Genomic DNA, 12954 nt, shown 5'->3' on the forward strand with positions numbered 1-12954 from the left:
ATGACCGAACGCGTGGCGATCCTGGGTACCGGCAACATGGGCGAGGCGGTCCTCGCGGGTGCGATCGGAGCCGGCTGGTCACCGGGCGAGGTCACCGCCACGGTCCGCGCCTCGGAGCACGGCGCGGCTCGCGGAGCGGCACTCCGCGAGCGACACGGCGTGGCCACGACGACGGACAACGCCGCGGCGGTCACGGATGCCGCCCTCGTGGTGGTCGCCGTCAAGCCCAAGGACGTACCGGCCGTGCTCGACGAGATCGCACGCGTCCTCTCACCCGGCGCCGTCGTCGTGAGCGTCGCGGCGGGCGTCACGACGGCGGCGATGGAGGCGCGGCTGCGACCCGGCACGCCGGTGGTCCGCACGATGCCGAACACGCCGGCGCAGATCGGCGCGGGTATCACCGCCATCGCACCCGGCGCCGCCGCGGACGACACCCACCTCGCGCTGGTCGAGCGCTTCCTCGCCGGGACGGGCGACGTCGTCCGCGTGGCCGAGAAGGACCTCGACGCCGTGACCGCGCTGTCCGGCGGCGGCCCGGCCTACGTGTTCACCGTGATCGACGCGCTCGCCGAGGCGGGCGTGCACGCGGGCCTCAAGCGCGACGTCGCGTCGCGTCTCGCCAAGCAGACCGTGCTCGGCGCCGCCCGCCTGGCCGTCGAGACGGGGGACCACCCGGCGATCCTCCGGGAACGTGTCACCTCACCGGGGGGCACCACCGCCGCGGGCCTGCGCGTGCTCGAGGACCGGGCCGTCCGCGCCGCCTTCCTGGCGGCCGTGGACGCCGCCCGCGACCGCTCGGTGCAGCTCGGCGGCTGAGACCTGACGTGCCCCGGCCCCGGGGCCGTCCCGCCGGTCGCGGCACGGACCGGCCGGCTCATGCCGAGCCGGTTCCTGCGCGGCCCGGCCGGTTCCTACGCGGCCCGGCGGTGCGCCGGCGGCCGCTCAGCAGTGGCCTTTGCCGGTAAGTCCGTTGTGTCTCGGTACGATCTGGGGCCATGAAGCACGCCCGCAACGCCGCGCCCGGCCTGCCCGGGGTGACCCGGAACCTCTTCGCGTCCATGGGTACGACCGGCAAGGTGGTCTTCGCGGCGCTGGCCGCCGTGGTCGCGGCCACTCCGCTCGGGGCCTGGAACGCGGTCGCGGACGACGCCGTGCCGCTCGCGGCCGACGCGCCCGTCGAGGTCGGGCCGTACGAGGTGGCTGTCGAGAAGGTCGTGTCGACCAGGACCCTCGGCGATGTCCAGCCGCTCGACCCGGCCGACAAGCTGCTGGTCGTGGTCGTCCAGGTCACGAACGTGTCCGACGTCCCGGCCCGGGGGTACCAGCTCGCCGACATCGTTCCCGCCCCGGCCGGCGCCGGGATCCTGGACCTCGAGGGACGGCCCGTGCCCGACGACGTCGCGCCTGGTGACCGCCCGCTCCCGGACCGCTACAACATCGCCGACGCGGGAGAGCTCGACGTGATCAACCCGGGGGTGACGTACCGGGCGGCGCTCGTGTGGAACCAGGACGGGGACGCCTCCCCCGGCACCGCGCGTGTCGACCTGGCCGGGCTCGACTGGATCGACGAGGGGTTCGCGGGACTGGACGACGAGTACTGGCTCCCGACGCACGAGATCACCCACAGCGGAAGGTTCGACGTCGAGCCCCCGGCGTCGCGGTCCGGCGCGGCGGACGGGGCGGCGGACGGGGCGGCGGACGGGGCGGGCGACGCCGACAGCACGGGCGACGCCGGCGAAGGGAGCGCCGATGCCACCGATGACGACGTCACCGACGGCGACGGCGACGGTACCGGTGCCGGTGCCGGGATCGCGGGCGGTACCGACGCATGAGCCGCCGCGGACCCGTCTGGCGCACCGTCGTGCTCGCCCCCGTCGCCATCGGCGCGGCGACCTGGTTCGTCACGCAGGTACCCCAGGACACGGTCGTCGACCAGCCGTTCGAGATCGAGGGCGCGGTGGGCGAGACCGTGCGCCTCGACTACGCGGACCTCACGGTGACCGACGTCCGCCTCGCGCGGCAGATCGACGGGGAGGACGTCGCGCAGGCCGGAGGCGTGTTCGTCGTGGTCGACGCCGTCTGGGAGGCCACCGATCGGACGCTCGCCATCGGCGGGGCCGAACTGGTCGACGGCCAGGAGCGCACCCACGCCGCGACGGACCGGTCGGGCTGTGCGACCGCCACGAGCGCCGCGCCGGCGTACGGGCAGCGCATCACGTACTGCTTCGACGTCGCGCCCGACGCGCTGGACGGCGCGCAGGTGCGGCTCGGACGGGGCGGTGAGGGCGAGGACGGTGCGTTCCAGCGCAGGGACGCGATCGCCGTCGTGGATCTGGACCTGGACCGGGCGAGCCTCGACGAGGCGAGCGCCGACGAGACCCCGGTGCGGATCGACGGGCCGGCGCCCGTGGTCCGGACCGGCCCCGCCCGGGAGGACGACGCATGACCGCCGTCGCCGACGGGCGCGAGCGGGGGTGGTGGCGGCGCAACGCCGTCTGGCTCGCGATCCTGCCGCTCATGATCGCCGCGGCCGCCGCGGCGTGGTCGTTCCGCCTGGTGAACCTGTGGTGGCCCACGGAACTGGTCGACCGGGTCGACAGCGTCGGCGCGGGCCAGACCGCCCATTTCGTCGGCGAGTACTTCGACCTGGGGCTGAACGACCCGGCCCTCGCCAACACCTGGGTGACCCGCGAGGTCGACGTCCGGGTGCTCGACGTGCGCACGGTCGAAGGGCTGCCCCAGTCGGTGGTGGCCCAGATCGACAGGGTTCCCGACGGCTCGGCGGCATGGCGGGTCGACCTGGATCTCACCGCCGAGCCAGGCACCGACCTGGGATCGTGCCAGGTGATGCTCGTGACGTCCGACGGCACACGCTACGGCGGCAGAGGTACGAGCGGCACCGCTCTCGACCCGCTGGGCCAGGGCAACCCGTGCATGCCTCCGGACGCGCTGGACTCGATCGCGCCCGATGCGGGCACGTGGCAGGCGTCGACCGTGGTCCTCACCCGGGCCGGGGACACCCCCGACGAGGTCTGGCTCTCGTTCGGCAGCCCGCACTACGTCACGCTCGACGTACCGTGAGGGGCGCGCTCCGAGGGGCGCCGGAACGATCGTGGCCCGGCGCACCGCTCACGCCGTGCGGGTCCCCGCTCACAGCGGGAACGCGCGGTAGAACTCCTCGATCACGTCGGCGGGCCCCACCGCCTGGAGCACGGCGGTGCCGTTGCGCCAGGTCATCGTGCGCCGCCCGGCATCGGCCCGGGTCAGCGCGTACTGCCCCACGACGTCGTCACCCACCTTCACGTCGCCCGACGCCTCGGCCTTCCCGGCAGCCTTCGTCAGTGCGTCCGCCGAACTCCTGGCCTCATCGGCACTCGGCCACTGGGTCGCCGTGACGACGACCCGCAGGTCCGTGCCGTCGGTGTAGGCGGCCTTCCAGCCCTCGGTGGCCTCGGACTCCTCCGCGGCCTCGGTCTCCGTCAGGTCCGTGAGCGCGAACTGCAGGACTGCGGACGGGAGCGCCCCCTGGAAGGCCGTCTCGCCCTCGGGGCGCTGCATCGACTTGACCGCGGGCGTCGGCGCCGGCGCCGTGACCGTGACGGTCGGCACCGGCTCGGGCTCCTCGGCATGCAGGAGACCTGGCCAGACGAGTCCCATGAACCCCAGGAGGGCCACCAGCACCAGCAGCGCGAGCACCCCGACCACGACGCGCCGCCGACGGTACACCGCCGGGGACCTACGGACCTGGGCCTTCGGCTCCTGCACCCGGCCGTCCGGTCCCGCGCTCTCGTGGGTCATGGTCCTCTCCCTGAGTGAGACGTCCCGCCGAGATCCGACGGCGCTACGAACCATATTGCGCGTGACCGACACTTGCGCGCAGGCGCGCGGTTCGCGGGCCGCGCCTCGCCGGCGATGTCGGCCACCCCGGGTACCGTCCCCCTCGTGGCGACGACGACTACCAAGCGGGCCAGGCCCGCGTACGCGTGCACCGAGTGCGGCTGGACCACCGTGAAGTGGGTCGGCCGCTGCGGGGAGTGCCAGGCCTGGGGCACGGTGACCGACTCCGCCCCCGCTCAGGCGGGCCCCCGGACCACCGCGGTCGCGCCGACGCGGTCCGCCGCCCGGCCGATCGCGGAGATCGACGTCGAGGCGGCGCGGGCCACACCGACGGGCGTGGGCGAGCTCGACCGGGTGCTGGGCGGCGGCCTCGTCCCGGGAGCCGTGGTGCTGCTCGCCGGCGAGCCCGGAGTGGGCAAGTCCACGCTGCTGCTCGCCGTGGCGAGCAATTTCGCGACCGGCCCCACCGGGACCGCCGGGACGCGAACGGGCGTGGCGCCCGGCGGCGCCGGGGCCCGGACGGTCCTGTACGTCACGGGCGAGGAGTCGGCCGGGCAGGTGCGGCTGCGCGCCGAACGGATCGGGGCCCTCGCCCCCAGCCTCCTGCTGGCCTCCGAGACGGACCTCGCCACGGTGCTCGGGCACGTCGAGGCGGCCGAGCCGGACCTGCTCATCGTCGACAGCGTGCAGACGATCGCGTCCACCGAGGTCGACGGCGCCCCGGGCGGGACCACCCAGGTCCGTGAGGTGGCGGCGGCACTCATCGCCGCGGCCAAGGAGCGCGGGGTGCCCGTGGTCCTGGTGGGGCACGTGACCAAGGACGGCACCATCGCGGGCCCGCGCACGCTGGAACACCTGGTCGACGTCGTCTGCCAGTTCGAGGGAGACCGGCACTCCCGGCTCCGCATGGTGCGCGCGGTGAAGAACCGCTACGGCCCCACCGACGAGGTCGGCTGCTTCGACCTGTCGGAGCACGGGATCGTCGGCCTGCCCGACCCGTCCGGCCTGTTCCTCTCCCACACGGGCGCGGCCGCGCCCGGAAGCTGCGTCACCGTGACGCTCGAGGGGCGCCGCCCGCTCGCCGTCGAGCTCCAGTCGCTCGTGGCTCCGAGCCCTCTGTCCAACCCGCGCCGTGCCACCAGCGGCGTCGACTCCAGCCGCCTCGCGATGATCCTCGCCGTACTGCACCGGCACGCGGGGCTCCGGGTGGCCGACCAGGACGTCTACGTCTCGACGGTCGGTGGCGCGCGCGTCACCGAGCCCGCGGCGGACCTCGCCGCCGCGCTCGCCCTGGTCTCGGCCCGGACCGAGGAGCCGCTGCCGCCCGCCACGATCGCCGTCGGGGAGGTCGGGCTCGCGGGCGACATCCGGCCGGTCACCGGGCTGGAACGGCGGCTCGGCGAGGTCGCGCGGCTGGGCTACCGGCGAGCGGTGGTCCCCGCCGGGACCGGCATGACCGCACCGGAGGGGATGGAACTGCTGGAGGCGCAGCACATCCGCGAGGCGATGGGCCTGGCGCACGCCACAGGTGACCAGTAGGGTGAAAAAACTCGTACGCCTCGGCAGCAGCAGTCATACTCCGCTCACGTCACGGCTTTGAAACAAACGGCTGCCGAGGCAACATCCGACGTAGGATTTCTCCGTGGCCACGACACCGACGGAAGCCGAAGAACTTCTCCGCGAGACCCTGGCCGCCGTCGCGCCCGGAACCGAGCTGCGTGACGGGCTCGAACGCATCCTGCGAGGCCGCACGGGCGCCCTCATCGTGTTCGGTCTCGACGAGTCGGTCGAGGGCATGTGCTCCGGCGGATTCGAACTCGACGTGGAGTTCTCGGCGACCCGTCTGCGCGAGTTGTCCAAGATGGACGGCGCGGTGGTCCTCGACCGCACGGCCGGCCGCATCCGCCGCGCGGCCGTCCAGCTCCTGCCGGATCCCACCATCGAGACGTCCGAGTCCGGCACGCGACACCGCACCGCCCAGCGGGTCTCCAAGCAGACCGGCTTCCCGGTGATCTCGGTGAGCCAGTCGATGCGGATCGTCGCCCTCTACGTGGGTGGCAAGCGGCACGTGCTCGAGGACTCGGACACGATCCTCGGCCGCGCGAACCAGGCACTGGCCACGCTGGAGCGCTATCGCGCCCGCCTCGACGAGGTGTCCGGGACCCTGTCGGCCCTGGAGATCGAGGACCTGGTCACCGTGCGGGACGTCTGTTCGGTGGTGCAGCGCCTCGAGATGGTGGGACGCATCTCCGACGAGATCAAGGGCTACGTCATCGAGCTCGGCGTCGACGGCCGTCTGCTCGCGCTCCAGCTCGACGAGCTCATCGGCGACGTCGGCTCCGACCGCGAGTTCGTCATCCGGGACTACGTGCTCGGGCGCAAGGGCCGCACGCTGGACGAGGTGCAGCAGGCCCTCGCCACGCTGTCGTTCCAGCAGCTCCTGGACCTGTCGCAGATCGGGCGGGTGCTCGACATGCCCGGCGGGGGCGACGCCCTCGACGCCGCCGTCGCACCGCACGGCTACCGGCTCCTGTCCAAGGTCCCGCGGCTGCCCAACGTCACGATCGAGCGGCTCGTGGCGCACTTCAGCAGCCTGCAGAAGCTGCTGGCGGCCAGCGTCGACGACCTCATGTCGGTCGACGGCGTCGGCGACCAGCGCGCTCGTGCGATCCGGGAGGGCCTGTCCCGCATGGCGGAGTCGAGCATCCTGGAACGCTACGTCTGACCGAACGCGACGCCTGGCGGGCGGGCACCCTACCCGTTCGTATCGGACGGCGACGGGCTCGGTGACGCACTCGGCGACGCGCCCGGCGACGCCGATGGTTCGTCCTTGTTCGACGGCTTCCGCGACGGCGACGGGCTCGGCCTCGGCGGCTCGGGCCTGACGAGTTCCACCACCTGGCTGGACGCACCCCCGACGTCGGCCACCGTGACCTGCGCGCTGTAGATCCCGGGCCGGATGGGCTCGTCCACCCGCTCGCATCCCGGCGCGGAGCGCACGTCGGACCAGCGGATCTCCTGGGTGTCGACCGACCCCGGGCCGAGCAACAGCATGCGTTCACCCTCGTCGTCGCAGTCCCTCGACGACCAGACCCGCTCGGCGTCCGGCCCGGCCTCACCGGCCCACACGGTCACGGGACGGTTCACGTCGCCCCCGTCGACGAGGCACGGCGTCGGCCCGGCGTTCTTCAGCGTCACGGTGAACACCACCGGCTGCCCCGTCGTGACCGTCGCGCGGTCCGCCGCGAGCCGGACGTCCAGCTCGTCGGCCTCGCACGTCCGGCCGGCGCCGTCAGGATCCGCGGGCGCCGGCGGATGCACCTTGGCGTCGCTCAGGATCGGCGCCGGCTCCTCCGGCCACATCGCGCGGGCCACCAGCCCGCCTGCCACTGCGAGCACCGCGACGACCACCACGACCACCACGGTCCGGCGCCGCCGCCCGGCAGGCCCCGACTCCCTTGCCCGCACCGGCTCTCCCTACGGTTCCGACCAGAATGTACGGGATCAACAGTAGGCAACTACCTCCGCACCCCAGCGCAGCCCGCGCCGACCACGGGCACTTTCCCGGCCGGTCGCGCGCGGCCAGCACCTGGGGCAGGCATGCACCACCTGAGGCGGGCACGCCACCGCCCGGGAGCGGGGCACGCCCGGGGGGCCGGGCACGCCAGGACGGGGCACGCCAGAACGAGGCACGCCGCCGCGAGGAGAGAATGGGTGCCCGTGACCTCCTCCTCCCCCGCCACCGCAGGGCACGCCGTTCTGCGTGCCGCCGTCGCCGACTGGTTCGCCCGTGCTGCCCGTGACCTCCCGTGGCGCGCCTCGGACCGCAGTCCGTGGGGCGTCCTGGTCAGCGAGGTGATGTTGCAGCAGACCCCCGTCGTCCGCGTCGAACCGGCCTGGCGGTCCTGGATGGAGCGCTGGCCGGAGCCTGCCGACCTCGCGCGCGCCGACACCGCCGAGGTACTGCGCGCCTGGGGCCGGCTGGGCTATCCCCGGCGTGCCCTGCGTTTGCAGGAGTGTGCCGCCGTCGTGGTCGACCGGCACGACGGCGTCGTTCCCCGCACCGAGGACGAGTTGCGCGCGCTCCCCGGCGTCGGCGAGTACACCGCTGCGGCCGTGCTGGCCTTCGCGTACGGACGGCGCGCCGTCGTCGTCGACACCAACGTGCGTCGCGTGCTGGCTCGCACGATCGACGGGGTGGCACTGCCGGCGCCGTCGTACACGGCGGCCGAGCGTGCCCTCGCCACGGCGCTCACTCCCGCCGACGACGCCGACGCCGCCCGGTGGGCCGCCGCGTCCATGGAACTCGGCGCGCTCGTCTGCACCGCCCGCGCCCCTCGCTGCGACGCGTGTCCGGTCGCGGAACTCTGCGCCTGGCGGGCCGCGGGCTCACCGCCCGACGAGCACGCGGGCCGGCGTCGTACGCAGGCATGGCACGGGACCGACCGGCAGTGTCGCGGCCGGGTCATGGCGACGCTCCGCGAGGCGGACGGTCCGGTAGACCGCTCGGCCCTGGTCGAGGCGTGGGTTCCGGGGGCGACGTCGATGGCGGACGACGGCGGTCCCACCGCACCAGCCACCCTCGCCGGAACCGGAGGCCCAGCCACGCCACGATCGACGACCGGTGCCGCCGGTGGTCACCCCGGTACCCGATCCGACGTGGCCACCCGGCTGGCACAGTTGGACCGCGCCATCGCCGGACTCATCGAGGACGGCCTGGCGGAGCAGGACTCCGCGGGCCGTCTCCACCTCCCGAGCTGACCCCCCGAGCCCAACCCCGGCCCCGGTTCCGCACCCGGCCCCTCCGACATCCACCCCGGCCCCGACGCCTCCCTCCCCGGTCCCCCGATCTCCCAACCCCCGATCCCACATCCCACATCCCACAGACCGTTGACCGTTGACCGTTGACCACCGAACCGCACACTCCCACCACCCCAGGCTGCCGAACCGCATGGTGAATCGTGCCAAAACGAGTTTGGCACGATTCACCATGCGGTTCGGCGAGCCGGGCCGTGACGGGACTGCGGTTCGGCGAGCCGGGCCGTGACGGGACTGCGGTTCGGCGAGCCGGGCCGTGACAGGACTGCGGCTCGGCGAGCCGGGCCGTGACAGGACTGCGGCTCGGCGAGCCGGGCCGTGACAGGACTGCGGCTAGGACGTCCGGAGCGGCTGCCACGGGGCGATCCGGTCCGCGTCCCGCACGGCTTCCTCCGCGCTCTCGTCGTCCGGGAGCCGCAACGCCGCCAGCTCGGCGTCGATCCGGCTGTGCCAGGCGTCGATCTCGCGCTGCCTCACGGTGTCGTCCCAGCCGAGGAGCGGCGCGATGATGTCGGCCACCTCGGCGGCGGCCTCGACACCACGATCCCGGACCTCGTAGACCAGCCGGGTGCGGTGCGCGAGCACGTCCTCCAGGTGCAGGGCGCCCTCGTGCGTCACGGCGTGATGCGCCTCGGCGCGCAGGTAGGCGGGCGCGTGCCGCAGGGGCAGGGCCAGGCCGGGGTCCGCCTCGCACAGCTCCACCAGGTCGGTGAGGTTGGAGCCGTAGCGGTGCAGCAGGTGGTCCACCATCGGCGGGTTCCAGCCGAACCGCTTCGCCCAGGCGCGGGACTGACGCTGGACCGCCCGGAGCCCGACCGCACCGGTCAGCGGGATCTGGTGGGTGATGCTGGGCAGGGCTGCCGCGCGCTGCCCGATGGCGAAGTCGACGGCGTCCTTCGCCATGACCCGGTACGTGGTGAGCTTGCCGCCCGCGATCACGGTGAGCCCTGCCGTGGGGCTCGCGACCGTGTGCTCGCGCGACACCTTGGCGCTCGACGTGCCGGCCTTGGTGCCGGGCTGGAGCAGCGGCCGCAGGCCGGCATAGGTGCCGATGACGTCCTCGCGGGTGAGGGGGTGCGCGAGCACGGAGTTCGCGCGGTCGAGCACGTAGTCGACGTCGGCGCTGGTGGCGACCGGGTTCACGGGATCGAGGCGCCACGGCGTGTCCGTGGTGCCGATGATCCAGTAGCGCGACCAGGGGATGACGAACAGCACTGACTTCTCCGTCTGCAGGATCAGCCCGGCGTGTCCCTGGATCCGGTCGCGGGGCACCACCAGGTGGATTCCCTTCGACGCGAGCACGTGCAGCCCGCCCGCCGGGCTGTCCGGCTGGCCGGCGAGTTCCTGCGTCTCCTCCGTCCAGACCCCCGTCGCGTTGATCACCGCACGCGCACGGACCGTGATCTCCCGGCCGGTCTCCAGGTCGACCACGACGGCGCCGTTCACCGCGCCGGTACTGCCCTGCCTCAGCGCCACCACCTGGGTGCGGCTCGCGACGTGCGCGCCGTACGACGCGGCGGTCCGCACCAGGGTGGTCACGAGCCGCGCGTCGTCGACCGAGGCGTCCCAGTACTGCACGGCGCCCACCGCGGCGTCGTGCGCGAGATCCGGGAACTTCGCCTCCATCTGCGCCCGCGTCAGATGACGGTGGAACGGCATGGGACGACGGCCGGGGATCAGGGTCGCCAGGATGTCGTAGAGCGCGATGCCGGTGCCGACGTAGGCGCGCTCCCAGACGCGGTGCTCCAGCGGGTAGAGGAACGGCACGGGCCGGACGAGGTGCGGCGCGAGTTCGCTGAGCAGCAGGTCCCGTTCGGTGAGCGCCTCGTGCACCAGCTCGAAGTCGAGCATCTGGAGATACCGCAGCCCCCCGTGGACCAGCTTGCTGCTGCGGCTCGAGGTGCCCTGCGCCCAGTCCTGCGCCTCGACGAGGGCGGTCGACAGCCCGCGGGTCACGGCGTCGAGCGCGACGCCGGCGCCGGTCACGCCGCCGCCGATGACGAGCACGTCGAGCTCGGCGGCGATGTCCGTACTCGCCTCGAGGGTGGCCAGGGTCTGGGTACGGGAGTCTGCGGTCAGCCGGGTCGATGCCATATCGACAACCCACCACGGGTCGGGGACGGAGGCAAGGGGAGCGCGCGTACTGTGGGCGGCGTGACCGTGAACATCAGGCCCGCCAGGCCTGCCGACGTCCGGGCGATCCGTGCCCTCGTGGAGCCGTACGCCCAGGAGCGGATCCTGTTGGCCAAGGAGTGGGTCGGGTACTACGAGGCGGTCCAGGAGTTCCTGGTCGCGGAGGATTCCGTGGAGGACGGCGGTCGCGCCACGGACGGCCCTGAAGGTGCCGTCACGTCCGTGGCCGGCGTCGCTGCCCGCGCCGCCGACGTCAGGATCCCCGAGCGCTCCGGCGTGACGGGGACCGCCCCCACCCCCGCGTCCGCCGTCGTCGGCTGCGGTGCCTTGCACGTCATGTGGGAGGACCTCGCGGAGGTGCGCACGCTGGCCGTCGACCCGGCCGCCCGCGGGCGGCGGGTGGGGCACCAGCTCGTGGAGGCGCTGCTCGACCGGGCACGCGGTCTCGGCCTGCGCCGTGTCTTCTGCCTGACGTTCGAGGTGGAGTTCTTCCGCAAGCACGGCTTCGAGGAGATCGACAGCACCCCGGTGAGCCCGGACGTCTACGCGGAGCTCCTGCGCTCGCACGACGACGGCGTCGCCGAGTTCCTCGACCTGGCGCGGGTCAAGCCGAACACCCTGGGCAACTCCCGCATGCTGCTGGAGCTGTGACGGCGCCGGGCCAACCCACCCGGCACGCGCCGACGCTTCGCGGTGCCGGGCACATCGTGGGCCGTAATCTGGAGCCGTGCCCATCAGCTACACCCTGCCCGGCGTCCATGTCACCGACCGCACCGTCGCGGTTCCGCTCGACTGGTCCGACCCTGACGACGGCCGCACGCTCACGGTCTTCGTGCGCGAGCTCGTCGACCCCGCCAAGCGGCACGACGATCTCCCGCTCCTCGTCTTCCTGCAGGGCGGCCCCGGCGGCAAGGGACCGCGCCCGACCGGCCCGGAAGGCTGGGTCGGCTCGGCGCTGGAGCGCTTCCGCGTCGTGCTGCTCGACCAGCGCGGAACGGGCCGGTCGACGGCGGTCCGCGCCGCGGCGCTGAACGCTCTCGGCGACGCGGACGCCCAGGCGGAGTACCTCACGCACTTCCGCGCGGACAGCATCGTCCGCGACGCCGAGTACATCCGCGACTCGGTCTACGAGGGCAGGCGCTGGACCACCCTCGGCCAGTCGTACGGCGGGTTCATCACCATGACGTACCTGTCGCTGGCGCCCGAGGGCGTGAACGCGAGCCTGGTGACGGGCGGCCTGCCCAGCCTGACGGCGTCGGCCCGCGAGGTCTACGAACGCACGCAGCCGCGCGTCGCCGGCAAGAACGCGCGGTTCCGCGGGCGGTACCCGCATGCCGCGGACCTGCTCGGACGCATCGCCGACCGGATCGCCGCCGGAGACGCCGCGCTGCCGGACGGCTCCCCGCTCAGCGTCGCCCGACTACGGAGCCTGGGCATGGACTTCGGCATGGGCCAGGGCTTCGAGCGCGTCCACTGGATCCTCGACGAGGCGTTCGACGGACCCACCGACGACGGCGGTCGCGGCGGGGAGGGCAGGAAGGCGTCGGACATCCGGGCGTCCGCCGCCCCGGCGGGCGCACCCGACGCCGACCTCACCGACACGTTCCTGGCGTCGGTCGCCGCGGCGACGGACTTCGTGGGCCGGCCCTTGTACGCGGTGCTGCACGAGTCGATCTACGCGCAGTCCCACACGGGCCCCACGGCGTGGGCGGCGCAGTCGGTCCGAGACGCGGATCCGGCGTTCGCCGAGGGCGCGCGCCCGCTGCTGCTCACGGGCGAGATGATCTACCCCTGGATGTTCTCGGAGATCGCGGCGCTCCGCCCGTTCGCCGCCGCGGCCGACGCCCTCGCCGCCTGGGAGGACTGGGGAGACCTGTACGACGTCGACCGGCTGGCCGCGAACGACATCCCGGTCGAGGCCGCCGTCTACCACGACGACATGTTCGTGGACGCGGGCTTCTCCCTGGCGACGGCCGACCATGTCGGCAACACGGAAGCCTGGGTGACGAACGAGTTCGAGCACGACGGCCTCCGCGTCGGCAACACGTTCGCCACCCTCCTGGCCCGCCTGGACGCCCGAGGCGGCCCGCTGCGCTGACCGCCCTCGCGCACTGGTGCCCTTGCCCTGGTGTGATGCGACTCACACCATTATGGTGGCAATGGCAC

12 protein-coding genes are annotated in these 12954 nt (G+C 73.6%); 9 read left to right on the plus strand and 3 right to left on the minus strand.

Features of this window, described 5'->3' with window-relative positions; all coding sequences use genetic code 11:
* The 4 genes from proC (at nt 1) to EDD34_RS18435 (ending at nt 3081) form a co-directional block, all read left to right on the plus strand.
* Nucleotides 1-816: a pyrroline-5-carboxylate reductase gene (proC, locus tag EDD34_RS18420; RefSeq protein WP_211341631.1), complete on the plus strand. Its 816-nt coding sequence runs from the start codon at nt 1-3 to the stop codon at nt 814-816.
* Between the two features lie 179 nt (nt 817-995).
* Nucleotides 996-1832, plus strand: a complete 837-nt coding sequence (locus EDD34_RS18425; RefSeq protein WP_123815862.1) for a hypothetical protein — start codon at nt 996-998, stop codon at nt 1830-1832.
* Nucleotides 1829-2446: a DUF4352 domain-containing protein gene (locus EDD34_RS18430; RefSeq protein WP_123815863.1), complete on the plus strand. Its 618-nt coding sequence runs from the start codon at nt 1829-1831 to the stop codon at nt 2444-2446. The genes EDD34_RS18425 and EDD34_RS18430 overlap by 4 nt, the downstream gene beginning before the upstream one ends.
* Nucleotides 2443-3081, plus strand: coding sequence for a hypothetical protein (locus tag EDD34_RS18435; protein ID WP_123815864.1), 639 nt, complete (start codon nt 2443-2445; stop codon nt 3079-3081). Before EDD34_RS18430 ends, EDD34_RS18435 begins: the two co-directional genes overlap by 4 nt.
* A 69-nt stretch (nt 3082-3150) precedes the next feature.
* Here EDD34_RS18435 and EDD34_RS20780 read toward each other — a convergent pair whose 3' ends face one another.
* Nucleotides 3151-3798, minus strand: a complete 648-nt coding sequence (locus EDD34_RS20780) for a hypothetical protein (protein WP_170177125.1) — start codon at nt 3796-3798, stop codon at nt 3151-3153.
* A gap of 114 nt (nt 3799-3912) precedes the next feature.
* Here EDD34_RS20780 and radA point away from each other — a divergent pair, with 114 nt between their 5' ends.
* Together radA and disA are read left to right on the plus strand one after the other, a co-directional pair.
* Nucleotides 3913-5376, plus strand: coding sequence for a DNA repair protein RadA (radA, locus tag EDD34_RS18445; protein WP_123815866.1), 1464 nt, complete (start codon nt 3913-3915; stop codon nt 5374-5376).
* A 103-nt stretch (nt 5377-5479) separates the two neighbouring features.
* Nucleotides 5480-6562 carry a DNA integrity scanning diadenylate cyclase DisA gene (gene disA / locus EDD34_RS18450; RefSeq protein ID WP_123815867.1) on the plus strand — a complete coding sequence of 361 codons (1083 nt, stop codon included), beginning with the start codon at nt 5480-5482 and terminating at the stop codon, nt 6560-6562.
* 29 nt (nt 6563-6591) lie between these two features.
* Here the strand turns inward: disA and EDD34_RS18455 are convergent, their stop codons facing one another.
* A complete protein-coding gene (locus tag EDD34_RS18455) occupies nt 6592-7305 on the minus strand; it encodes a DUF4232 domain-containing protein (protein ID WP_123815868.1) in 714 nt (237 codons plus the stop codon).
* A 252-nt stretch (nt 7306-7557) separates the two neighbouring features.
* Between EDD34_RS18455 and EDD34_RS18460 the strand changes: the two genes are divergently transcribed.
* Nucleotides 7558-8598 carry an HhH-GPD family protein gene (locus EDD34_RS18460; protein ID WP_425462365.1) on the plus strand — a complete coding sequence of 347 codons (1041 nt, stop codon included), beginning with the start codon at nt 7558-7560 and terminating at the stop codon, nt 8596-8598.
* 390 nt (nt 8599-8988) lie between these two features.
* Here EDD34_RS18460 and EDD34_RS18465 read toward each other — a convergent pair whose 3' ends face one another.
* Complete coding sequence (locus EDD34_RS18465; RefSeq protein ID WP_123815869.1) at nt 8989-10749, minus strand: glycerol-3-phosphate dehydrogenase/oxidase; 1761 nt, start codon at nt 10747-10749, stop codon at nt 8989-8991.
* Nucleotides 10750-10800: 51 nt separating this feature from the next.
* On the opposite strand from EDD34_RS18465, the gene EDD34_RS18470 reads away from it, so the two are divergent.
* Nucleotides 10801-11439, plus strand: coding sequence for an amino-acid N-acetyltransferase (locus tag EDD34_RS18470; protein ID WP_425462366.1), 639 nt, complete (start codon nt 10801-10803; stop codon nt 11437-11439).
* A 76-nt stretch (nt 11440-11515) separates the two neighbouring features.
* A complete protein-coding gene (locus EDD34_RS18475; protein ID WP_123815870.1) occupies nt 11516-12886 on the plus strand; it encodes an alpha/beta fold hydrolase in 1371 nt (456 codons plus the stop codon).
* Nucleotides 12887-12954 lie beyond the last annotated feature (68 nt).

Origin of the sequence: Myceligenerans xiligouense (assembly GCF_003814695.1) — a bacterium.
Classification (GTDB): domain Bacteria; phylum Actinomycetota; class Actinomycetes; order Actinomycetales; family Cellulomonadaceae; genus Myceligenerans; species Myceligenerans xiligouense.